The 24,532-nt window shown below is 38.1% G+C and carries 19 protein-coding genes and 4 pseudogenes; 13 read left to right on the top strand and 10 right to left on the bottom strand.

Going from position 1 to position 24,532, the window contains the following annotated elements; genetic code table 11:
* Nucleotides 1-70: 70 nt before the first annotated feature.
* From DW938_RS15305 to DW938_RS12495, 3 genes and pseudogenes are all read left to right on the top strand, one after another.
* Nucleotides 71-196: pseudogene (locus tag DW938_RS15305) on the top strand (recombinase family protein); the annotation flags it as partial.
* Between the two features lie 48 nt (nucleotides 197-244).
* Nucleotides 245-937, top strand: coding sequence for a DUF4368 domain-containing protein (locus tag DW938_RS12500; RefSeq protein WP_278278299.1), 693 nt, complete (start codon nucleotides 245-247; stop codon nucleotides 935-937).
* Nucleotides 938-1,269: 332 nt separating this feature from the next.
* Entirely contained in the window at nucleotides 1,270-1,695 is a 426-nt protein-coding gene (locus DW938_RS12495) for a hypothetical protein (protein ID WP_118125179.1), read from the top strand.
* A 55-nt stretch (nucleotides 1,696-1,750) separates the two neighbouring features.
* On the opposite strand, the gene DW938_RS12490 is transcribed toward DW938_RS12495, so the two are convergent.
* The 4 genes from DW938_RS12490 to DW938_RS12475 form a co-directional block, all read right to left on the bottom strand.
* Nucleotides 1,751-3,946: a stage V sporulation T C-terminal domain-containing protein gene (locus DW938_RS12490; protein WP_118125177.1), complete on the bottom strand. Its 2,196-nt coding sequence runs from the start codon at nucleotides 3,944-3,946 to the stop codon at nucleotides 1,751-1,753.
* A gap of 230 nt (nucleotides 3,947-4,176) precedes the next feature.
* Nucleotides 4,177-4,383 (bottom strand): hypothetical protein, encoded by a 207-nt coding sequence (locus DW938_RS12485; protein ID WP_041337442.1) that lies wholly within the window; start codon nucleotides 4,381-4,383, stop codon nucleotides 4,177-4,179.
* A 479-nt stretch (nucleotides 4,384-4,862) separates the two neighbouring features.
* On the bottom strand, nucleotides 4,863-5,492 hold the full coding sequence (locus tag DW938_RS12480; RefSeq protein ID WP_051706933.1) for a Bro-N domain-containing protein: 630 nt from the start codon (nucleotides 5,490-5,492) through the stop codon (nucleotides 4,863-4,865).
* Nucleotides 5,493-6,257: 765 nt separating this feature from the next.
* Nucleotides 6,258-7,367 (bottom strand): site-specific integrase, encoded by a 1,110-nt coding sequence (locus DW938_RS12475; RefSeq protein WP_041337443.1) that lies wholly within the window; start codon nucleotides 7,365-7,367, stop codon nucleotides 6,258-6,260.
* A gap of 277 nt (nucleotides 7,368-7,644) precedes the next feature.
* Between DW938_RS12475 and DW938_RS12470 the strand changes: the two genes are divergently transcribed.
* The 10 genes and pseudogenes from DW938_RS12470 (at nucleotide 7,645) to DW938_RS12420 (ending at nucleotide 20,261) form a co-directional block, all read left to right on the top strand.
* Nucleotides 7,645-8,397 carry a zinc ribbon domain-containing protein gene (locus tag DW938_RS12470; RefSeq protein WP_041337444.1) on the top strand — a complete coding sequence of 251 codons (753 nt, stop codon included), beginning with the start codon at nucleotides 7,645-7,647 and terminating at the stop codon, nucleotides 8,395-8,397.
* A gap of 13 nt (nucleotides 8,398-8,410) precedes the next feature.
* On the top strand, nucleotides 8,411-9,052 hold the full coding sequence (locus tag DW938_RS12465; protein ID WP_041337446.1) for a zinc-ribbon domain-containing protein: 642 nt from the start codon (nucleotides 8,411-8,413) through the stop codon (nucleotides 9,050-9,052).
* A 2-nt stretch (nucleotides 9,053-9,054) separates the two neighbouring features.
* Entirely contained in the window at nucleotides 9,055-10,020 is a 966-nt protein-coding gene (locus DW938_RS12460; RefSeq protein WP_041337447.1) for a zinc ribbon domain-containing protein, read from the top strand.
* A gap of 39 nt (nucleotides 10,021-10,059) precedes the next feature.
* On the top strand, nucleotides 10,060-10,752 hold the full coding sequence (locus DW938_RS12455; RefSeq protein ID WP_041337448.1) for a VWA domain-containing protein: 693 nt from the start codon (nucleotides 10,060-10,062) through the stop codon (nucleotides 10,750-10,752).
* A gap of 74 nt (nucleotides 10,753-10,826) precedes the next feature.
* Nucleotides 10,827-12,224 carry a protein phosphatase 2C domain-containing protein gene (locus tag DW938_RS12450; RefSeq protein ID WP_117858697.1) on the top strand — a complete coding sequence of 466 codons (1,398 nt, stop codon included), beginning with the start codon at nucleotides 10,827-10,829 and terminating at the stop codon, nucleotides 12,222-12,224.
* Complete coding sequence (locus DW938_RS12445; RefSeq protein WP_117897542.1) at nucleotides 12,214-14,274, top strand: hypothetical protein; 2,061 nt, start codon at nucleotides 12,214-12,216, stop codon at nucleotides 14,272-14,274. Before DW938_RS12450 ends, DW938_RS12445 begins: the two co-directional genes overlap by 11 nt.
* A gap of 343 nt (nucleotides 14,275-14,617) precedes the next feature.
* Nucleotides 14,618-17,350, top strand: a complete 2,733-nt coding sequence (locus DW938_RS12435; protein ID WP_117964079.1) for a zinc ribbon domain-containing protein — start codon at nucleotides 14,618-14,620, stop codon at nucleotides 17,348-17,350.
* A gap of 39 nt (nucleotides 17,351-17,389) precedes the next feature.
* Nucleotides 17,390-18,562 (top strand): SEL1-like repeat protein, encoded by a 1,173-nt coding sequence (locus tag DW938_RS12430; protein ID WP_117864413.1) that lies wholly within the window; start codon nucleotides 17,390-17,392, stop codon nucleotides 18,560-18,562.
* A gap of 13 nt (nucleotides 18,563-18,575) precedes the next feature.
* On the top strand, nucleotides 18,576-19,037 hold the full coding sequence (locus DW938_RS14675; protein WP_147337891.1) for a CFI-box-CTERM domain-containing protein: 462 nt from the start codon (nucleotides 18,576-18,578) through the stop codon (nucleotides 19,035-19,037).
* Nucleotides 19,038-19,360: 323 nt separating this feature from the next.
* Nucleotides 19,361-20,261, top strand: a pseudogene (locus DW938_RS12420) (IS256 family transposase).
* A gap of 396 nt (nucleotides 20,262-20,657) precedes the next feature.
* On the opposite strand, the gene DW938_RS12415 reads toward DW938_RS12420, so the two are convergent.
* The 6 genes and pseudogenes from DW938_RS12415 to DW938_RS14850 all read right to left on the bottom strand — a co-directional run.
* Nucleotides 20,658-21,404, bottom strand: a complete 747-nt coding sequence (locus tag DW938_RS12415) for a hypothetical protein (protein ID WP_041337458.1) — start codon at nucleotides 21,402-21,404, stop codon at nucleotides 20,658-20,660.
* Complete coding sequence (locus DW938_RS12410) at nucleotides 21,398-22,348, bottom strand: MarR family transcriptional regulator (RefSeq protein WP_117893587.1); 951 nt, start codon at nucleotides 22,346-22,348, stop codon at nucleotides 21,398-21,400. Before DW938_RS12410 ends, DW938_RS12415 begins: the two co-directional genes overlap by 7 nt.
* Nucleotides 22,349-22,494: 146 nt before the next feature.
* Nucleotides 22,495-22,623 (bottom strand): annotated as a pseudogene (locus DW938_RS12405) (AbrB/MazE/SpoVT family DNA-binding domain-containing protein); the annotation flags it as partial.
* A 102-nt stretch (nucleotides 22,624-22,725) separates the two neighbouring features.
* Nucleotides 22,726-23,439, bottom strand: coding sequence for an SHOCT domain-containing protein (locus tag DW938_RS15190; protein WP_242992548.1), 714 nt, complete (start codon nucleotides 23,437-23,439; stop codon nucleotides 22,726-22,728).
* A gap of 17 nt (nucleotides 23,440-23,456) precedes the next feature.
* Nucleotides 23,457-23,702, bottom strand: coding sequence for a hypothetical protein (locus DW938_RS12395; RefSeq protein WP_118125175.1), 246 nt, complete (start codon nucleotides 23,700-23,702; stop codon nucleotides 23,457-23,459).
* Nucleotides 23,703-24,112: 410 nt separating this feature from the next.
* Nucleotides 24,113-24,532: pseudogene (locus DW938_RS14850) on the bottom strand (hypothetical protein); the annotation flags it as partial.

Raw genomic sequence — 24,532 nt, 5'->3', positions numbered from 1 at the left:
TTGTTTTTATTATACTTTGATTGTTTTGTATGTGTCAAGTTTTATTATACAGGATTAAGGCAAGCTTGTTTACGGCAAGCAGAGAAACAAATCCATGAAAAGTAAAGAAAAGGTACGCAATCCTAAAGAGGATTGGATCGTGGTTGAAAACTGCCACGAGCCTATCATTACGCAGGAACTGTGGGATACGGTACACAAAATTCTGAATGCCAAGCACCGTCCTGCAAAGGCGGGAGAAGTTCAGATGTTTGCCGGACTTCTCTACTGTTCGGATTGCGGTCATTGCCTGACTTACTCGCAGAAACAGCGTAAAGACGGCAGTTATCACGGAGCGTACTCCTGTTGGATGTACAAAACTCACGGCAAAGAATACTGCGCTTCGCACTACATTACGTTTGATACAATTTACGAGCTTGTACTGATCGACATTCAGCGTAACTTGTTTCAGTACCGCAAAAATACGGATAAATTCAAGTCGATTTTAAGTCGGAAATATCAGTCTGATTCACAAAAGCAAGCGGAACAAATCACACTCGAATATGAGCAAAAGCAAAAACGCTGTGAGGAACTGGATAAGATTATCAGCCGACTTTATGAGGACAATGTTCTTGGGAGGATAGGCGATGAGAGATATGAGTCTATGTCGCAGAGTTACGAGTTGGAACAGGTGGAAATCAAAAAGGCGTTACCTATTCTCAAATCGAAAATTGACGAGTTGAAAAGACAATCAGATTGTGCGGATAACTTTATTAACGTTATAAAAAAATACACCATAATCGACAAGTTGGATTCCGCAATACTAAATGAGCTGATAGACAAAATTGTTGTTCATCACAAAGAACAAGCTGAGGACGGAAGAACATTTCAGCAGATTGAGATTTATTACAGATTTGTCGGAAAACTCGGCACGGAGAATGAATTATCCAAGGCGGCATAACCGTGCAAATACAGCGGTTACACACGAAAAATCAAAATACGATATGACGTCGCTTTATCGACAGCCCATGGTCGTCGGTTCGAATCCGACTATCAGCTCCACCGCAACAGCGGTCCGCAATTTGCCCTCCGATCCATTTGTATGGGTCGGAGGGTTTTGCTATGTCGGGCGGTCGCACATAGTTTTGATATCGGCAAGTTTTGACTCACTGTTGGCTTTGGTCTGAGGGGTGACTTTTTTTGTAATGGGGCATGAAAAAATTAGGTTGAAATTTCACCTATGATATGGTATGATGTTAATGACAAGAATATTTAAATTTAGGTGGTGACATTATGAAAAAGGTTTTGGGAATACTCTTGGCGGTGGTCTATGGTGCAGGATTGGTTGGCTGTGGGTCGGTCAAGAACTTGAGGGTAGACTACGGGACATCGGAAATTTACTCGCAGGAGGACATGGAAGCTGCTATCAAGGTCATACTAAAGGAATTTGACAGCTGGGACGGCTGTGAGATGCACTTTATCACTTACGGCGGTGATGATTTGTGCAACGAGGATAACATCGAGTGGCTGAATGATTTAAAGAAAGATCATGATAAGGGCGATGAATTTACTCAGTGCATTGAATTTACGAGCAATTTTCACTCGCCAAAAGACGGCGGTGAAGGTTGGAATGCAGACACGGAATACACTAGCTGGCAATGGTGGCTTGCACGTTCTGAGGACGGCAAATGGAAACTCATGACATGGGGCTACGGTTAATATAATAGTACAGAAAAAAGGACTGCTGCGGTTAGACGGCGGTCCTTTTTTGGTATTATTCTTCGATTTGTTTGCCCAAGAACATGGCGGCGGCTTTGGCGAGCATGGACTGTTTATCTGTACAAAGCTCGGTATCGTCGGTAGCCATGAATGCCACTGCGCCTGTTATATCGCCGTTTGTGAGGATAGGGGCGATGGTGAGGGCGTGGGTATTGATACCCTCGACAGCTCTAAGCGGCTCGGCTGTGGTATCGGTATAGTCAAAGGTTTTGCGGTTTTCCAAAAGCTCCTCCAGGGCAGGGGAGAGGCGGCGCTGGGAATACTCTTTTTTCGGCACGCCTGACACTGCCACGACGTGGTCCTTATCGAACACCACGGCAGGCGCTCCCCCAAGCTTTGAGATGACTTCCGCTGCCTGAGCTGCGCCCTCGGACATTTCGTTTATTGCGGAATATTTTTTGAATATCACTTCGCCGTCGGGGTTGGTGTAGATCTCGAGGGGGTCGCCGTTACTGATAACGTTGACACTAAGATTCCTGCCTCTGCTGTCCGTTACAGCAGCTGCAAGCTGTCCGGCTGACTTTCCGATCTTAGTGCCTTGATTAAAATTTTCGGCTGATCCATCTGCTCCGACTGTCACAAGCTGCTGCTCTGTAAGCGTGCCGTATTTCAGCAAACAGTCGATATCCGCTTTGAGATGAATTTCAATTCTGTTTTCAAAGACCACTATCTTGTCAATTATAAAATTCAGGTCGTTCTTGTCAAGAGCGGGCTTGTTAATGATGTCATCGAAAATCTCCAGCACGGTTCTGGCGGTGCGGTTCACTCTGACAACGGTGTTGTGCTTGTCGACTGCAAGCTGCATCTGATTTTTCAGTCCCTCGATACGCAGAGTAAGCTCGTCTATCATCTCGGTGTAGGTCTCCTCGATTATCTCCGCACGGTCGGGGTGTTTCATAACATCCCTCGCCTGCTGTCGGGTGAGCATTTTCATTTCCGCCTTTGCGTCCTCTATCTGCCCCTTTATCACGTCAACGGTGGACTGACTGCTTTTCGTTTCAAGCTGTTCTTTAGCAATGGACTCCTGCAAACGGTCGATCATCTCTGCGGAGTTGTCACGCACCTTTTTGATATAGCTTTTCAGCAGACCGTCCAGCATATCAACTCTGGTATGGTGCGAGGTACAGCCTTTTGTTCCTCGCTTGTGGTAGGTTCCGCAGGTGTAGGCAGGAGCAAGATCGTTACGGCTCATTGCGAACATGGGTGAGCCGCAGTCTCCGCAGAAAAGATAGCCCGAGTACACATTGTCGTACTTTTTCACTCCCCGATAGTGAGAGGTCGTACGCTTCTTCAGCTGCTCCTGAGCCAGAGCGAACACCTTGTAATCGACGATAGGAGTGTGATTATTTTCAAATACTATGTGGTCTGTTTCGTCCTGCTTGACCTCCCCGCCGTTTATCTTCTTACGCCTGTACTTGCCCTGACGGAGCGTGCCGATATAAAAATCGTTCTGCAATATCTCGCTGACGGTGATGATACTCCACGTCTGCTTTACCTCACGCTTGCACTCCTCGCCTTTAGCCTCCCTGCGCATTTTTTCGCACATTCTAGGCGTGGGAATATGCTTGTCCGTAAGATAGTTGGCAATTTTTTTGTATCCCCAGCCGCTGTTGTACCTGTCAAAAATATCTCGGACAACCTCCGCCGCAGGTTCGTCAACCTCGAACTGCATGGTCTTGTTGTTTATCATAACGTAGCCGTAGGGCACAGCGCATATCCACTTGCCCTCCTCCTGACGGCGTTTGATGACCGATTTGACCTTTTTGGACGTATCGGTAACAGGCATTTCATTGATAAGAAAGCGGAACTGAATTGCCGTCCAGTCGTCATAGGTAGGATAATCAATGTTATCGCCAATCGAGATAATCCTCATTCCTGCGTCACGCAGATCTTCCAATTCCACCAGTCCCTTGCTGTTTCGTCGGGAAAATCTGGAGAAGTCCTTGATGATCAGAATATCGTACTCTAATCGAAGCATTTTCTTTCGCAGCTCCTGATAGCCCTCACGCTGTTCAAACGTATATCCCGATCGGTCACGGTCCTCATAGAAATCAAGCGTGCTGTCTGGAAACTTGCGTTTCACAAAGTCGGCTATGATAGCTTTTTGGTTTTCTATCGAGGTGTTGTCTCTGTCCATTTCCTCGTCGACAGAAATTCGGCAATAGCCTGCTATGCTGTACTTTATGCTCATTGTTTCACCCTTTCAATGTTGATTATTTTTTCGGTTCGGTTTTACCTTTGCGAATGCTTACAATGTTGTCAGAAATATTCGTTTTAATTTATATCAATATTGTATCATATATCTTTCAGAATTGCAATAGGCAAAGGCAATAAATATCCGAGTGAAGATTTTATGACTTTGCCGCAATTTATGTTTTTTTACGTCAGTTATGTACGGTGCGCCTGATTGCGCACCACAAATCATAGGCAGAGGTTGTGCTCTATCAATCCCTCCGTGCAGTCAAACAAGTCGTTGTCCCCCGACATAAATACGGCAACCTTGTATTTTTTATCGCTGTACTTGTCTGCAGTATTCTGCACGAATTCGCTGATACTATCGTCCTCCTGCTCCTGATTTGTCAGCCAGATCTCTACGATCCGCTTATTTTCACTGACGTTAATTTCCAATAGGCAACACTCCTTTTGATTCATTTTTGACTTTGGGATTTAAGTTATTCAATTTTGAAAAATGCGGCAATGTCCTTTGATTTTCTGTTACGACTCCTGAAATCACACCGATTTTACGTGATTTTCAGTACTTACGACCCCTGAATTCTTCAAACCTCGAATTTATGACCCCATAAAAATTATGCACAACAATTTTGCTGAAACTGCGTATTTTCGGCACTTTTGCGGTCAGCTTTGCTGTCCGCTGTGACTGCATCGGGGGCTTACGACCCCGATGCTTTAACTTGCTTTACAATATTTCGATTTGCTTTAACCTCTGCATATCGGTGATCGTGCAATACTGACAGGAGCAATTTTTACCGGACTTTCATTCTCTCATCAGAAATCACCGTTAACCGCCTCGGACGTCGCACACATTCGGCGTGTATGGGCTTTAACCAACATAGGTGGGGCAAGGATACCGCCGAGAATCGGCAGGCTCACACGGGCGAGATTTCGGCGTTTCTTGCCGTGCGCAGTTCGTTACTCACCGCAGAGCATTCAATCAAGCGACTGGTTTCGTTACTTACCTCATCACAGAATTCAGCGTCTATAATATCATCTTCTTTCATAGCCTTTTCATAAAATTTCGATATCAAATCTGCCGCCTTATCAGGATGGTCCAGACAGTAGTTCCAGAACTGATAACATTGTATTTCCATTAGCTTACGCTTAAGCTTTTCGGGATTGCCGTCGCACTCCGCAAGAACCTTCGGCGTAACATAAAATCCGTACTTCCTTATCGTCGGGAGCACCTCGTCGCATATCCAAGCACGAAACTGTCTGCCGATCGGTAACCTTGAATTGAAAATCAGCGAATACAGATCTCCCTCGCTGATATAATTCTTCACGATAGTTTTTAACGGACTTTGCGGATGCGGAACAGTAAGCTTTATTGGCTCGTCGCAATGGTCTATGATAGCTTTTCTCGGATTGTGATATCCGAGAACCTTTGCACACTCCGATGCGGGGAAGTACAGCTTTCCGTTAACTTCAACACACTCAAGCTGACCGAACTCTGTGTCCGCAAAAGGATTACCATCAATTATCATTAATTTTTTCAACTTCATAAAAATTCCTTTCCATAGCAGAAAAATGAAAATCGCAGATGCGCAATTTGATATTCCGCCTCCATTTCGTTACGCACCTACCAATACTTATCTCTACTATACATTCTTTCTTCTGCTATATTAATATTATTAGTATGTTATATTAAAGGTATGTCTATGTGACACGGAGGGTATCGCAATTTATGTAATTCTGACCGCGTTGCCAATTCGTTACATACCACATTGAATTTATTTAGACAACAAAAAAGCTCGCACATATTTCAAGTTCACGATTAGTGCAAAAGGATATAATTATCCCGTTGCTATCAAAATCGTGCCTTAAATATGTACGAGCATTAAGCTCTAAAAGTATTTGCCGATATGTTTATGTAAGTAAAAGGCACTTATTTATTAAATTGTAATTTTATGTTAAATGCTGTTGTTTCTATTTGATATTATAGCATTAGAACACTCGTTTGTCAAGGGCTGATAAAAAACTTTTTGGCACTCCAATATTTTTATTCTCGGAGAGCGCTTTGTTTTGAACTACAAGTATATCACACAATGCTACAAAATTCAGTAACCAACTTAAAGCATAAGCAATAAACCTTTAAAATGGACTTGACTTCTCCCTAAAACAGAGTTAACATACGACAAAATGTGCAGTATACGCCGAAATTATCTTATAATATACCACTATAAGAAAAAGAGCCCCGCAATCCCCGATAAATCAAGGCTTTGCGGAGCTTTTCGACCACAATTCTGACCAGAAATAAAAAAGAAAAGCTAAACATAAGCATACAGTTTTTCAAGCTGTTTACGCTTCATATCCATGTTGGAATGCACATATCTTTCAAGAGTAATTTTCACGCTTGCATGACCCAGCAGCTCACTGACCGTCTTTACATCAATCCCAAGCCGAATGCACTCCGTAGCAAAGGTATGCCGCAGAACATGAAAATTCTTATACGTTACACCAATGTGTTTCAGAAAAGTTTTGTACCTGTACTGATAAGTCCTCGGTTCGGTATAATTCAAAGAGCAAGTCAGGAAGTAGCAGTCAGGATTGACATTTCGTTTGATTTTAGCAATCTGCGACAGCATAAAAGTCGGAATAGGAATATCACGGATAGACTTTGCACTCTTAGGCTCATCGATTATTACAATAGTTTTAGGACTAATTCCGTTCGGATTTTTAATCCGCTGGAGCGTTTTCCATACATGAATTACCTGATTTACAAGGTCAATATCCTGCCATTTCAAAGCGCATATCTCGCCTATTCTCAGACCCGTATAAAGACACAGCAGAACGCCAAGTATTTGACAGTCATCACACAAAGCATTTTGACGGATTTTTGCCATTTCAACGCTTGTAAAAACCTCAATTTCCTTATGTTCCGATTTTGGCAGCGATACATTTTTAGCAGGGTCATCTAGCTTGTATTCAGTTTCTCCGTATGCGAATACAGATTTCATCATGATCAGAATTGCCTGCACGCTCCTTGATGAAAGCCCTTTTCCGTCATCTCCGCCGCATTCCAACAGTTCGGACACATAGCGATTGATTATAAATGAAGTCACTCTGCCAACACGCATATCTCCGAACGGCGCAGCGATGTAATTCTGATACATAGTGCGATAACTGACATAGGTTGATGATTTAATGCTATTTTTGCGACTTGCAAGCCATACCGAGAACAGTTCTGATACCGTTATCGGATCGTTTTTCGGCAACAAATCAACTTTAGCAAGCTGTAGTTTCTGCGAACATTCCACATAGCTGTAAGCGTAAACAGACGAATACTTTGCTCTACCGTTTTCCATGTAACTTGAAATATACCTGCCCTCCCAGCGACCGTCCTTGCGTTTGAATATGTTTTTTCCTCGTCTTGACATGGCGAAACCTCCTTAAAATATGTACTTTAAGTATACACCCGTTTTGACGAGATTTTTGACCAGAAATAGAAGAAAAAAGAGTTAAAAACAGCCTAAAATCCTTGATATTTTGCAATTAAATATACAGATTGTGAGATTTCGTTCGTTGAATTTGTACAAAACATACAGTAAATTTTGTCAGTTTTAGTCAATCCGTGGATTGATTTTTTTTTCTTATAGTGGTATATTATAAGATAGGTATAGACACTTAGATTTATTCAAGTGAAGGAGCTTTATTATGTTTTGCAAAAAATGCGGAAAGAAATTATCAGACAACACAGTTATTTGTCCCGTTTGCGGAGAACCTACGGGAATGCAGCCGACGCCTTTCCCTCAACCAAAACCTACGGGAATGATGCCGCCGCCTTACACTCCACCAAAACCTACGGGAATGATGCCGCCTTACACTCCACCACAGCCACCCATTCATCCGGATCCTGCCACTCAGGTGAGTTATTGCCGTAAATGCGGTGCTGCTTTGCCTTATGGGCAGACTCTATGCAGCAATTGCCAAGCAGGTCAACTAACCGGGCAAAACCCGAAAGTAATAACATTTATGATCTCACTCTTATTATTCTATATGAAAGGTGAGATTAGAATGGAACAGAATTTTATTAAAACCAAACTTCCGAATGCGATTTTATTCATACCATTTGGCACTAAACGAAAAAGTATTCCTATTAATCAAATTTCATCAGTCAATTCAAATTTCTCATTGAATCCAAAATCCTTTATTTGCGGACTTGTTGCTTTAATTGCTGCCATTATATGCTTAGGTGGATCTCCTGCATGGGGAATTATATTGTTATTACTGGCAGCATTGTATATTATAGATTCTTTTACAACAATGCTTGTCATAGAAAAGACATCGGGAAACGTAGAAGAAATTCCATTTTACATTATGGAAAAAACAAAATGTGAAAACATTGAAGAGATGATAAATCAGATTATTTCTCAAAGAATGTATTCAACCATGCAAAATAATTTTTAGGAAGTGACCAGCTATGTTTTGCAAAAAATGCGGAAAGAAATTATCAGACAACACAGTTATTTGTCCCGTTTGCGGAGAACCTACGGGAAAGCAGCCACGCCCTCAACCACAGCCACGCCCTCAGCCGCAGCCTGCTCCTGCCCCTCAGGTGAGTTATTGTCCTAAATGCGGTAATGCCGTTGCACCTAATGCGGAATTCTGTCTACATTGCGGATGTGTTTTAAATAACTTCAACCCTCAAGATGGAGGATTTGCAGCAATAATGAAAACTAATAAAAAACGTAATATACTTATTGCTATTATATTAATGTTGTTTATTGTTATAATTGCTTTTATTTTATTCAGGATATTTGAGAGCAACGAGAGTAAGATTCAAGGAAAATGGTTGCTTTATTCTGATGGTACCGAATTGGTAGATAAAGAAGATCAAGTGACTTGGGAATTTACCAATGGAAGGTTACTCATTTCCGGTGCTTATTCCGAGGAAGGCTACTACTCAATCGATGGTGATACTCTTGAAATATATGATGATGATTATAGAGTAAGTAAGTTACTTGGACATTCTAAAAGGTATGTAATTGAAAAACTTTCCTCCAACAAATTGATTTTGAGGAAAATAAATACAGATAGAACGTATGTTTTTAAGAGGTTATAACTATGATTTGTAAAGAATGCGGCAATAAAATAGATGATAACTCAACTTTTTGCAAATTTTGCGGATACAAAGTATCTGCGGAATCATCTTGCCAGAAAGCGTATTTAAATACCCCAACCGAAAACAGTTCTGCAATAAAGTCTAAACAAGTGAAAAAAAATATTATAATATCACTATCCTCTATTATAACTGTATTAACTGCTATAGTTTTGATAACAGTTATTATTAAAATACATAATAAACAAGAAAATATTGTCACGGATGACGATTTATCAAAAACAGAGATTGGATCTGGTGTTACTGATAATGCTATTAAAAGCAAATCAGCCAAATCAATAACAGATTCTAATACAAACGTTGAAATAGAGTCTGAAAAAACAGACTCAAATAATAAAACCTATGAATCGATTGAATTCATTGGAATCGATAATTATGACGACTGGTCAGCTGCAAATTTTTATGATACTGACGGAAACGAAGTAGAGTATATCGATAACAAATACTTTTCTGATTTCGAAGAAACAGGTTGTTCAATAACTGTTACTTTAAAATATCTTAATACTGATTATTATGTATTTGCACCCAAAGATGCTGTAGATTGGAATGCTCTTTATAAGCTTGACGGGAATTACATAACCGGTGTACCTACGGCAGCAGATGCAGTCAGCATTAATAATGAATCATATACTTTTCCAAATGAGATCAGTAATGACATTATTGAAAATACAAGAACATTTATACAATCAGACGGTTTTTTCTGTTTATTTGACTTTAAGCCTGAGACAGTTTCTTTTAATCTTTCTGCAAAAGCCATATCTTATCTAAAAAACAACGCTACTATAAACGATGACAATACAGAATATGGTGGGATAGTATTTCAAATGTACGGATGTATTATTACTGATTTGGTAATTGATGTGCCTCTCTCAGTTAATGATGTAGGTATGATTATAAAATCAAACCAGTAAATATTCTAATTATATATAACAAATTTAGGAGGACTTATTATGCCAAAATTAAACCAAAGAGATTTCAATGACGAACCGGTAAAATACGTTACGGAAAAACACGTTGCCTGTGTTTTTCTATTGGATACGTCAAGTTCAATGAACAGCAATGAAGCAATAAAACAGCTTAACGAGGGACTCAGAGTATTCAAGCAGCAGACCCTATCAAGTCTTGATACCCATGCAAAGGCTTGTATTGATGTGGCTGTTGTTACGTTCGACAGTGATGTCAAGGTAATTCAGGATTTTGCTCCGGTAGAAGAAATGGAATTACCTGAACTAAAAGCATATGGAAATACTGCTATGGGCAAAGCCCTGGAAACTGCAATGGATATGGTCACGATGCAAAAAAATAAATACAACTACGCAGGAACACCTTATTTCAGACCTTGGATCTTTTGCGTAACTGATGGTGGTCCAAATGATGATTACCGTGAGTCAGCTGAGAGATTAAAGTGGATGGAGAATAACGGAAAGGCGATTGCATACTGTGTTGGCGTGGACGGTTTTAGAGCCGATATTATGAAACAAATATTTGATCCAAATAATATATACGGATTAAAAAATTGTGATTTCACTGGGCTGTTTAAATTTGTTTCATCCAGTCTGGATGCTTTGAGAAACAGTACTGAGGAATCCGGTTCGTTAAATATTCCTGCACCTGATACAATGTTTAAGGTTCCGCTTGATTGAGCCTGCGGAAATTTTTAAAGATATGAAATAGATCGGAAGATACACTCTGCTGATAAAGGAGTAAGTTTGTAAGAATGATTGGATATTTTAAAATTTCGGCAATAGGAACAGCACATTTAGAAAATCCTGACGGTGTATGTCAGGATTATTCTGATGTGCTAAAGCTTGACAACGGATATACAATAGCTGTAATTGCCGACGGTTTAGGCAGTGCAAGTAAATCGGATATAGGTGCAAAAGTGGCTGTGAATTCATTCTTGGCTTACATAAATTTGCATATTAAAACCAAAAAAAGCGATAAGTTTTACATTGATCTTATATCACAGGCATATCAAGAAGCATATAACAACGTAATGAATACTGCCGAAGACATGAAAATAGATTTTTCGGAATATAATACAACCCTAACTGCTGCGATTTATAATGGTAAAAACTTATATTACGGTCAATGCGGTGACGGCGGTATTATCGTTTTAACGCCGAGCGGTAATTATGATTGTGCAACAGAAGTAAAAAAGGGAGAAGCATTCAATGAAACATATCCGCTCTTGGGCGGTCCCGACAATTGGTCCTTTGGAAAATATCCCGACGAGGTCTGTGCATTAACGCTTATGACAGACGGCATATTTGATATTGTGTGTCATCCTCTGCTTGCAAATGAAGCTCAAAAAATAAATATTCCATTTATCCGCCGATTTATGGACAGAAATATTCTTAGGGCAAATAACAAAACTGATTTTGAAAATCTGCAAAAAAGCATATCTAAATTTGTTTCGGGAAACGGCTTGCCTAATGTAACAGATGATAAAACTATCGTAGGATTGATAAACACTGATATTTTAGCAGATTTAAAAGACGAGGAATATTACAAGGAACCTGATTGGGATAAGTTAAACGAAAACATGAAACGCAAACTCCGTGAAGGCCGCAGACCTACTCCTATTGATATAAAAAAGCCTACAAATATAATCAAAGTAACTCCTACTGGTGAAAGCATAGTAATTAATGATGAATCCAGAAAGTTAAAGAAAAGATTACAAAATTCGTATAGAATCAACCGCCAACTAAGGAAAATCGTTTTGATACAGCTGATAGTGATATTAGTGCTTATTATTATTTGTTCTATCTGTATTGTTTTTTTAAACAAAGGTAACGTTCAGGATACATCGAAAAAGAGTATGGAATCTTCCAGTATAAGTAAGGATAGCGCTTACAACGGCAAACATACGCAGGGAAGCGCTATTGCGGATGATGATACTTCTGATCATGCAGATGATTCTACACAAAGCGATAGTATGGCGTCAAATTCTGAAAATGATAAAGCTAAAGATAAAGCTATAAAAGATGCTTTACCAAGAATGAAACAAGCTCTCCAAGAGGTGGGAACATCGACTCATTTTACTTATATTAATTCAGAAGCTGTTGATGAGCACTATAGTAATATAACGGGGGGTTCCAGCAGTGGCTTCTAATAATGATAGAAGAATTTATTACGATTTGAATAGCGGACAAAAATATGTATTATTTGAAGAAAGCATTACTTCCGGCGGCGAGGGCAGCATTTATAATATAGAAGGTATGCCCGATTTGGTTGCAAAGATCTATCATGAAAAGAATCGTACCGAAAACAGGAAAAATAAACTTCTGGCTATGCTTGAAACAGATTCAAATGACTTGTCTGAATGTGCATGGCCTCACGCCATTCTGTATCAGGATAACAATTTTTGCGGATATGTAATGCAAAAAGTGTCAGGGTTAAGCAGCTTGATAGATTTTTACGTTTATGATAACAGAAAAAAATATTTGTGGTCACAATATGTAAAAGTGGCAGAAAATATTGCTGCCGCCGTGAATAATGTTCACGACAGCGGACATATAATCGGAGATCTGAACCCAAATAATTTCATGTTAGATGTGAACACTGGTCGAGTTATGCTTGTAGATACGGATTCATATCATATCAAAAGTAAATCAGGAGAAATTTTTCCATGTACTGTAGTTACTCCGGAGTTTATTCCTCCTGAGCTTCAGGGTAAAACTTTTGATGAAAATAATGCACGGAATATGTTTAACGAAAGCACAGACAATTTTGCTCTTGCAGTTATTATTTTCAGGCTTTTAATGAACGGCGTTCATCCTTTTTCATGCGTTGTTACCACCAAAGAATCTATGAGTAATTTCCAACCTGTAAAGAACATACAAAATGGATATTGTCCTTATTTTACAAAAAGTAATATTAATGGGAAAATAGCAAAAACGCGCTATTCACCTAATATAGGTATTCTTCCGAGAGATATTCAAAAGCTATTTGAAAGAGCATTTATTGAAGGTCAACAAAGCAAGAGCGCCAGACCGAGAGCAGACGAATGGTTTTACGCACTTGATTCTTTAAGTCAGAGATTGTGCAAATGTACCGACAATCCAAAGCATGAATACTTTATAGGACTAAGCAGTTGTCCTTGGTGTAAGCTTGACATGGAAATAAGAAATAAATCAAAGCCAAATCCGGGAGATTTGAAAATTGACGACGGATGGGAGGAATTTCGCAGGAAGCAAAATAAAGAAAAAGCATCAAAAGATGAAATAAATAGGAAAAACGATTATACTTTTATTTTCCCTCCTACCTGTCCAATATGCGGAGCATTATTGGTTAATGGAAAATGTTTATCTTGCAACTCCACACCTAAAACAAACCCTCAATCAAAACCTCACTCCACACCTAAAACAAACCCTCAACCAAAAACTCACAACGAAGACAAGGAAGCGACAAGAGCATTGATAGCTACGATTCTCATAATATCATTTTTTTTAATACTTGCTTTGATTGGTATTTATTCAGATGAATCCTCCCCAAATTATGCTGAAAATGTTACTGATACATATAATTATTACGATGATACTATCGACAGCAGTTTGTATAAAACAAATTCGATTTTTACTCCGATGTCAACTATAGATAAAAATGAATTGTCAGAAAATAAACAAGAAATATCAATTGAAAATATAGAAACTAATGTTGATGAAATATCGGCTTACGCTGAGATAGACTTTGACGAGGAGGTAATTTGGGATGTTCCCGAAACTATCTCTTCGTATGAGTCGTCTACAATACCTGCACCTACCCTCAGTTTTAGTGTTAATATTTATGATATCGATATATCTTTTGATTCGGACGCAACGGTTTATGACCTTATCGCAGAAACGGATTGCGATAAAGCTTATGTAGATCCATTTTCTAAAAATGGTATTGACTTTTATGATAAAGAAAACGGTCATGCGACCGTAAGCCTTTTCTATGCAGCTCCATGTTCAGGAAATCTATTTATAAAAAAATCAAATGGTGAAGTTTTAAAAAAAATCCCGATAGATATAGCGTGGAAAGACTGTGAATTTGTTTCAAGTAACGAAGATATTATAACATTTGGTGATGAACAGTTTGAAATAAAGTCTACAGGCAAGTTAACGATTTCTTATATTTATGGTGATGATGTTGTAGCAGAAAAGGAAGTTGAAGTAATTTAATACATATTAAGGCGTTGATTATAGATGATTAATACAGGAGTGAGATAGTTTATGTATTATGAATGGTTATTTTTTTAATAAAAATGGTACCTTTATAGCATACTGTTATCCGCCGGAAGATTCCTTTTTATCATGTCAAATTCCGAAAGGAAGCGCAAAATTCGTTTATACGGCATTTGACAAACCCGAAGACGGAACGAGATCGCTTCTGACATTAAAAAATGATGAGCAATATATTATAAAAATTGATTATAAGACAAAAACGATAGAAGTATATACGGAAAAAAGGAAAAATACTCAACAAAGCCACAATTTCAAAGTAATTCATAGGAAGTGACATACAATGAATAAAAGATGCCCTAAATGTGGGAAGCTGCTAAATGAAGATGCGAGAAGCTGTAATATATGCGGATATAAATTTAAAATTAATATACCCTACGATCCCAACTACGATCCCATTGTTATGAGGAAATGCAGCAAATGCGGCACCGGATTTACCATTCACAGCTCTAACCCAGGAAAATTATGCCCCAATTGCATGGAAAATAGGTCTAAAATAAATTCTTCCCGGAAGAAAAATCGTGTTGGGAAAATAGCTGCTTGTGTTTTTTCTGTTGCAGTTCTGGGAATAGGAGCTTTTTTTGCATATAAATATCTATCCTCAAATAAACCTACTGTTCAACAAGTCCAAACCGCTTATGAAAGCTATGAAAAGGTAAACTCTACTTTGAGAGATATAATATCCGATCCTGATTATAAGAATGGATCAGAGAACGACAAAAAAGAAAAAATCGAAAATGCATTAAACTGTATGGTCGAGGAATCAATGATCAGCGACATTGACTACAGTGAAGATACTATGATTTATGAATATGTCTATAACGATGGCTCTTTGGGCGGAGTAATGCTGGAACCTTTTGACGAGAGTGTTAATGGAATAGCAAAAAACTATGCCGATATAGATCAAAACGGTCAAATCAAAGCAATCGATAATAAAGTAGCCTTTGATTCGGAAAAATATTCATACAGCAAAACTGATATGAAAGCAAAAGTAATGTATGGTCTTGGATACGATGATATGCTTGAATTGTTAAATCAGCGTTCAGATGTGTGGACAAGCGAAAAGCTTTTAACAGATATCGACACAGATTGTACTGTTGCAGATTTTGCAGAGGAATTGGCTGGATATGATTTTATTGATATTGAAGAGCATGGTACACTTTATAATGATACTCCTATTATATGTACAAAGGAAGTTGTGACTGAACAAAATATCGGAGAATATTTTGATGATATAATTAACGGTAATATTATTCAAGTGACATATGATGACGATAGCTCCGGAAATACTTATTACTGTATTATGCCGTCCTATTTTACATCTCACTATAAAAATAACGAGCTTGAAGGATCAATAGTATTTTTAGGTTCCTGTAAAGCATACATAAACGATAAGCTTGTGAATGCATTCAAAGACGCAGGAGCATTAAGTGTAATTGCAAATACAGAAACAGTATATACATATTACAATTACTATATTCAGGACGCATTTGTTTATAGCTTAATGTGCGGAGACAGCATAGACGAAGCCCTTGATTTTGCAACAGATATCTGGGGTGAAAGTGATATAGAATGGGCTGATATGTATCTAACCGATAATGAGATCAAGCCAGAAGTTGCTACTCCCAAAATTGCAATAGGAGGTCAAAATAAGCTTGTTGAAGTAAATGAAAACACATCTCAACAAACGCCGGAATTCGTTGAAGAAATATTAAGCTGGTCGGAAGAACATGAACCTATGGACAGCGGTACCGGTTGGCTTGATTCATATGAAATGTATAAAGGTTATATTGGTCATAATTATGCTGAAAAGGATGAAATGTGGTTCCAGGATCTAACCGGAGATGGGGAACCTGAACTTATTATTGGCGGATATGGACTTATGATCGGACAGGAGGAGCAAAAATGCTTCACTGTTTATGAAAAAGATAATGGAATTATTGCAACGGGAGAAGATCTCTATACCGTATGGAGTAGTAACAGAAGTGATTATGGACATGATGCGTTTACCTTTACTCCATATAAAGATTCAAACGGAAAAATAATATTGGCAGACGGACAATTTTATGCATACACAGGTACAGATCTTCCTGAAGATGCAGGCGCATATACCTTAAATGAAGTTGTTTTAGGAGAGAACGATAAAAAAGTAAGGTGTACCGAGAAGATATACTTTAATTATGACGGTGAAAATAAAAAGTATTCTTCATTTAAAGTAGGAAATGATGAAACTACATCAAGTGAAGTCATTAATGCATATAACAATTATTTTGCAGATAAAACTCCTTTAAAAGCGTCAGTTAAAACTATAAAAAAGCTGGATTATCTAAAAATGACTCAGGAAGAACGTAAAAAGGCATTGACTGAATCTTATTATGCTTTTAAATATACCGAAGATAAAAGCATTAGGCCTCCGCTTAAAGATATGATCGATAGTATTCCTAAAGACAGTTCTGATAAAAAGGACACCGATAACATAGAAAAAAATAAAAATCCCGACGATGGTAAGAACACTGATGTTAAAGATATATACAGTGCATATCTTGACAAATTATCGGAATTAAATCAACAATCTTCCGTAGAACCCGCTTACGCTTTATTTGACATAAATAGAGATGGTACAGATGAATTGATTTACATATATGATATAGCAGCAGCAGCCTCAAGGTTTCATGTATATGAATATGACCCTGATGATGGATCGGTAGTATCTACAGGTGATAGTGATACTGGCTGGGATGATCTGTATTATTCAAAAACGCTCAATTGCCTTGTAAATTATTATTCTCATGGTTGTGATGTTAATGCAAATACACCCAGTGGAATAATAACCTTTCTTACAAAGTATTCCTTGTCTAATGGTAAATTAACGTCAGAGGAAATTTATAAAGGAGATGCACTTGAATTTTCTGAGAATGAATATTCATATTACAATTTTTACGAAATAACTATTGAGCAATGTAATGGCTGTACTATTGATGATTTAAAATCAAATGCCGAAAGAAATAAATTTTGATTGATACGGGTTGAAAAATATAAAGGAGGTCGGTAATATATGGACTTAAGGAATTGCACAAAACAAGAATTGTCTCAAATGCCTTATGAATATGTTCGTGAAGCATATTATCAGCACAACCCGAACGCTGTATGGATATTAGGAGTATTTTTTCGTCACGGAAAAAATGGTGCACCTCAAAACTATGAGAAAGCAAGACAGCTCCTTGAAATAGCTTACGAATATGAAGGTGCAGGATCGGGATTTATTTTGGGGAATATATATGAAGAAGGACTTGGAACAACTGTTGATCTAAAAAAAGCAGAAGATTATTATTGTGCATTTTCTGAAGAAACGCATGATCCAACCGGATACTCAGCCGCAGCTTTTTTATATCTGAAAAATGAAAACTTGCCGAATAGAGATGAAAAAATTCCGGAGTATCTAAAGAAAAGTGAGGCATTAGGCGGATGTCCATTATCAGATACGCTTATTGGTCAGTTATATATTGCAGGTACACCAGACTTTCCGAAGGATATTAATAAAGCTGTATTTTATCTTGAACGTTCAAAAAATTATAAAATACTTGGTGATTTATTTTCAGATGAAAAAAATATTGAGCCAAATTATAAATTAGCAAGCTATTATTATGAGCTCGGAATGTCGGATAATATGGATTGTTGTGCAAAATATGCATTTTTAAATTTATATTATGGTTCTATAAATGAATCGTGGACAAATGTCCCAAAAGGTATATCAGTAGCAAAAAAATATTTAAAAACCAATAATAATTATGAAAGTTCATTTTTTATTTTAAAAGCAATGTTTCTTTTTTTTGATAAAGCGAAAAATATTGAAGGTCTTGAATTGTGTACTGATTATTTATATATTATTGGTGAATGTAATAGTGATTCTGAAGATAAAAATCAATTATATTATTCAATTATTGATTCATTAAGTGATCTATATATAAATGAAAACCATACGGATAAATTAGATGGTCTTTTATCAAAGCTTTCTAAAATGACTGACGCTTATCCTCAGATTGCTGAAATCACATTTTATTTAGAAGGCTTATTATGTTATAAACACGGTATCTTTTGTTTAAATATAAATGAGATTTCAATGGCTTATGATTCTTTTGATTCAGCATATAAACTTGGGTTTGAAGATGCAAAAAAATTTTTGATCAGATTCAAAAGGGATATTTTCGGAAAATTAAAATTCAGATAGGGAAATGATAATTATGGATTATGTAGAAATGAATAAATGCGGTTCCTGTAAGTATTATACTTATGAGGGGGAATATAAGAAAGGCTATTGCAGTTGGTATAAATCTTATTACTATGCAGATGACTCGTGTAGCCATTGGGAAGAGGGAAACATATCAAGCACCGGAGGATGTTTTTTAACAACAGCTTGCTGCGAACATAAAGGCTTACCTGATGATTGCTACGAGCTAACAACATTAAGATCTTTAAGAGATCATTATATGAAACAGTCTGTTTTCGGAAATGGGTTAATAAAAATTTACTATGAAACAGCACCTGCAATTATAGAAAAGATCAACAAATTAGATAGAAAAGATGAGATTTACAATGAAATCTATAGTAAAATCGTTTATATCGTAGATCTTATTGAAACTAAAAAATACGACGATGCTGTATGTGAGTATGTACGTATGATGTTTTGGGCAGAAAAATTATGACTCGTAAAATTAATAAATAGTATACTAAAAGACATTTTCAATATAGTGACGTATCCATTAGGTCCTATTTCGGTTCTGAAAAAACAACTGTGTAAATGCGTATAACACCCAAAATAAAATCAATACTATATTTGCAGCCAAATAGGGCAACGCTGAGGAGCGACCCTATGCAAGCTGCGAGATAAAACGGTGGAAAGCAGCGGCAGCAATGTCGCTGCTTTTCGACCCTCTGAAAAAAAAGTCTGTAAAAAGTCAGTCAACTGTGGTAAAATAGAAATAACACAGGAGGCTGATTTTTTATGGAAAGAAGAAAAAGAGAACCAATGAGTGAAGGAAAAAAGAACATCATCGGAATGCTGCTCAAGGAGTATGATATCCGGTCAGCAAGGGATATAGAAGATGCTCTGAAGGATCTTCTTGGCGGCACTATACAGGAAATGCTTGAGGCAGAGCTGGATGAACACTTAGGGTACAGTTCATATGAACGCTCGGACAACTCCAATTACCGTAATGGAAAGAAAACAAAGAAGATACGTGGAAATTTAGGCGAAACCGAGATCGAAGTACCACAGGATCGAGACGGAACATTCGAGCCTAAGGTCGTAAAAAAGCGTCAAAAGGATATTTCAGGTATCGAACAGAAGATAATATCGCTGTACGCAAAGGGCATGACAACACGCCAGATAAGCGATACCATCGAAGATATTTACGGATTTGAGGTCAGCGATGGTATGGTATCCGATATCACAGACCGTCTCCTTCCGCAGATAGAGGACTGGCAGAAACGTCCGCTTGATGAGGTTTATCCCATTGTATTTATTGATGCTGTACATCTTTCTGTACGAGAAAACGGACAGATAAAAAGCTTGCAGCGTATGTTGTTCTTGCTATCAGTCTTACAGGACATAAGCAGGTATTGTCCATACATATCGGTGAAAACGAGAGTGCAAAGTACTGGCTTGGCGTTCTGAACGAGCTAAAAAATCGTGGCGTAAAGGACGTCCTCGTGATATGTGCCGATGGTCTTTCGGGTATGAAAGGAGCCGTAACAGCGGATACCGCCGTCTGAACAAACAGAGAAGCGTATTTCCGAGCGATACGGCGCTGTTGAAGGCTCTGTATCTTGCAACTCATAAAATAGCGAAAAAATGGACTATGCCACTGAGAAACTGGTGCAGAGTTCTTGGTGAGCTTGAAATCATGTATCCCGACAGGCTTGGCTGAGCGAGCCGCTGAAAATCAGCCTGATTCCATTGCGCTGTGCTCCACTCCATCAGGCTGATTTTCAAAAAGAACCTTGACAAATTACAGTACCCATTGTATACTGTAAAAAATTAGAGTGGCAAATTTTATGCCACTCCCAACTAATGTTTTTATCACAGTTGATTAATTTACAGAGATTTTTTCGCAGAGCCAGCTTCGCTCACAAACGGTAAAAAATGCGTGTCTGCACTATCCGTCCGGTTTCCGTTTTACTTTATGCACAACCTATCCGTCAATCTCAAAAACGCAAGCAGAAAATATAATAAAAACGCACCAATTTCAAAACGGAGTTGAATTTTTTTGCTGTAGCATAAAAACACAACCGCTGTATTTCATAATAATTAAGAACACTGCTTATCATCCAAAGATCCTATGTAATACCTCTACTACATCATCATTTTTAAGTCCATAGCTTTTCAAGGAATTGCTGTCAAATGGGTCTTGCCCCAACAAGTCAATAAAAGTATCAATATCTAATTTAACTTTTGCGGGTAATTCAGATACGCTTTCAAGCATTAGCTCAGCTGTTATTCGTAAAATGTCCTTTTTGTGCTTCTTTATATCGCTCGAATCAACAGCTTCGCCTTTCTCTTTCATTTGTTTCAAGTCAAGATATGCCTTTGCCTTGAACAGAATAAGATATTCAGGGCGAAGAACAGACAGGCCGTTTCTTACAACTTTTCCTTCCAGCAAAGCTTTATAATACTCATCATCAAGCAGAATTGCTGACAGACTTGAAACAGAATCATCTATGTGTATTGGTGTGATCCCTGTCATTTTACGAAGTTCAAAATTATTCCTACAAAACAGTTCTATCATTTTAGGATAGGTATCATCTTCAGGTTTATCAAATCTGTAAAACTGCGGCTTTTGTACACTTGTTGTCTTATTTCGGTATCTCCCGTTCTGAATAAATTTCCAGAATCTTTCTCCAAATTCAGGCGTAAGAGCCTCGACTATCAAAACCATATCCAGATCCCTTGTTGCTCTGAAAGTTGCGTCATTGCTTTCAAATATAATATCACAGGCTGCACCGCCTATAAGCACATATTGTTCTTCGTAGTCGGCAAAATAGTTTCTGAAAGTATCTAATCCTTTTACCACACATATTCCTCCAACATCTCGTTTATAGATTTCATTACTCTTTCGTCCTGCAATTCTTCATCGGTCAATGACAGGGATGCGCTTAGTGGGTCTTGTATCGGCTTATGGTTATAGTCAATGAAATAGCCCACTTCAAGAACTGCACAGCCAATAGCTTCTCCTTTTCGAACTTGCTTCAGCTTTTTTACCCCTGTGTCAGATAACTCTTTTTTTGTCACCGCATAGGTAGTGTAAGCATTATCAGAGAGCAATGAATACTCGCACAGAGCAGTGATTCCTGCCTTTTTGTCTAAATATATATCATTCGGAAACTCGTATCTTCTAATAACAGGGCTTCTAAGAATGTGCTGAAGCTGTTCCCACAGCTGCTTTATATCAGACGGAACGGTAACAGCTCTTGCTTTGCCCTTTGTATCAAGGATATTGACATTCAGATATTCTATTTCATCAAAGCACCTGCTCGCAGACGTTTTGGATACGCCCAGCTTTGTGGCAGCTTCTGATACTGTTACCTTGTTCCACCTTTCATAGATTGCCATAAGTATTAGCTTTTGCGTCAAGTACGAAATAATATCAACAGGTGCAATATCACGTTCACCTGAATTAGACAGCAGGCAGCCTATAAACGGCAAATAAACCTGCTTGCCTTTCAGTACAAATGGGATGCCGTCCTCGACAAGTTTTTCCTTGATATAAGGGGTGGTCGATTTAAGAAATATTGCACAGTTAAGTCCTGAAATATTCTGAACTTTAGCTCTGTCCTTTCGGAGCGCAATAAGACCAACATCGCCTTTTGGTTGAATTGCAAGCCAGTCTATTCCGTTGATTTCAACATCAAATAGATCGTATCTCCCTTTGAAAGCAAGCGGCAATCGGTCGTATAGGTCATTATTCTCTTTTATTTTAACGTTTTGTCTTAACGTTTTTTTTAGGTATTCTCTCATATGCTCACCTTTTAAATCTATAACGTAATTTAAGTTACAGATTTAAAATAACACATTCTTATCAAAATGTCAAGCTGTTTATAGTTTTTGCTTTTAATTTATTTTATGTACAGCCTGTCCGCAATTCTCAGCAGACACATACAGCATTCCAGTTCGTAGTTCAACGTTGTCTGTAACGGGTCGCCCTCACGGATACGCATGGTGCGTCTTATTTCTTTAGGTATGACAACTCTGCCGAGATCGTCGATCCTGCGGACAATTCCTGTTGCTTTCATATTTATGACCTCCGTTGTTTTTTCAAAATTGCAGTAATATTATTTGCAGAGGTGGGGAATTTATGCAGGAAAAAAAGCGAGCTGTGGTGGCTCGCTTTTTTGTTACATTTTATCAAGAAGGTCTTTTTTCTTTGCGTCGAACTCGTCCTGAGTTATAAGACCGCTGTCCAAAAGTTCTTTGAGGTCTTTTATTTTCTGTGCGGCTGACTTTTCAGGCTGTGCTTTCTGAACTGAATTTCCTGATATTGCTGAAACTAAGTTTTGGTCTACGTTCTTTAATGATTGGTTATATTTCTCGATTTCAGCCAACGTTGCATTTACAAATTCATCAGCGTTCTGTACCCAAGGAAATTTTATCAGACCAGAAGCTGAACGAATAGCAACAGTTTTGCCACCATCCATTTTGTTGATAAGGTTCTCAGTTACCATTATATTGTCTATTTTATCCATTGGAAGCTGTAGTTGTGCAGTTGAAAAGATTTTCTTACGCTGACCAGATAAGCCTTTATCAGTCAATACAAGTGAACAGCGATTAACTATGTATATTTTTGAAATATACAAAAGCGCAGGTAAAACAAATACTACAAAATCAAGTGGTAGTACGAAAAAATAATAATAGTCATGGTAATATGTGCCATAAAATTTTTCTGCGTCACCAACATGTATAAACCATCTGGTGACTTCGTCCGGACTATCAGAGACAGCCCCCATAAGATAAACGATAAAGGTGATAACATACCAAATGCCAAGAATTATTTTTGATACTCCAGCAAGTGATATATCTGCTTGTTTTATAGTTTTAGATGTTGTTGTCATATGTATTCCTCCATAATCTACGCTGTTTTGTCAGCTTTTTTAAATACAACTTTTTTTTCGTAAAATGTTTTTGTTTCCTTTTCAACCACGATGTAGTAGCCGTTATTATGTGCAAAGGTCGAAAGGGCAGATCTGTTTCTTGTGTATGAGTCATTTTTAGGCAGGTCTGCACCGGTCAGTTCTTTGTACTTAGCTTCGTCCACGGTCAATTCTTCATTGTTCTCAAGAAGTTCCTTGAGTTTTTCAAACTTTGGTTTCTTCATATTTTTCTCCCTTTTATTTTATATTTAGAGATATTCTCTTATCTCTATGTTCTCATTATACCACATTATTTCCACGATTTGTTAAGCTGGCTGCTTAGGATAACGATTACATTTTGTAAACAAAGTGTAAATTTTGCGGGTGTAAACGTTGATAGGGGGCGTTTTTGAAATAAGGAGTGGGGAGCGAGGGGCGTTATTTCAAAAAGTCGGGAGTTTTTGAAATAAGGGGGATGTATTGAAAAAAATATCGCCGCAGGTCACTTGTGGGGTTTTGATGCGTTTCTGCTTGATCTACTCGACTAAAATTACAAGCCCACAAATCGCCCCACGTTCGCTGATTTGGGTTGACAGTAAACATTGATTTAACTTTTTACTGTCACACTCTGCGAATTAAGATTTTACAAGGTTTTTCAGACTTTTTGAATCAGCTTGTTGACAGTAACTTCGCTAGTGTTTTTACTGTCACTACTGTCACGCTCACGGTCGTAATGAAGAATTATCAGCCTACCGTTTCTAGTTCGCTTGTACTGAAAATCTATCCCATACTTTCTGAGAGTGTAGCCGTTCTGAACTAAATCTCTTGTAACTCTATTCGGATAGAATGGTTCTTGCGTGACTTCTTTTAGTTCACTTACAAGTTCTGACGCCGTACCTGAAAAATCAATTTTCTTTTTGATGTAAACATACAATGCCGCAAGAAAAATGTTGTCCTTACTTTTTGGAGCGGTCGGCTCATCGGTAACGACCCACTTTTTCAAATCACTATCGAACTGCAAATTAATTTCTGCGTTTTCAATATCACGTCCTACACAATAAAGTTTTGCATTACG

This window comes from Ruminococcus sp. AM43-6, from assembly GCF_003461785.1.
Classification (GTDB): domain Bacteria; phylum Bacillota; class Clostridia; order Oscillospirales; family Ruminococcaceae; genus Hominimerdicola; species Hominimerdicola aceti.
Note: the sequence above shows the minus strand (reverse complement) of the source record. Positions and strands in the feature narration are given on the sequence as shown.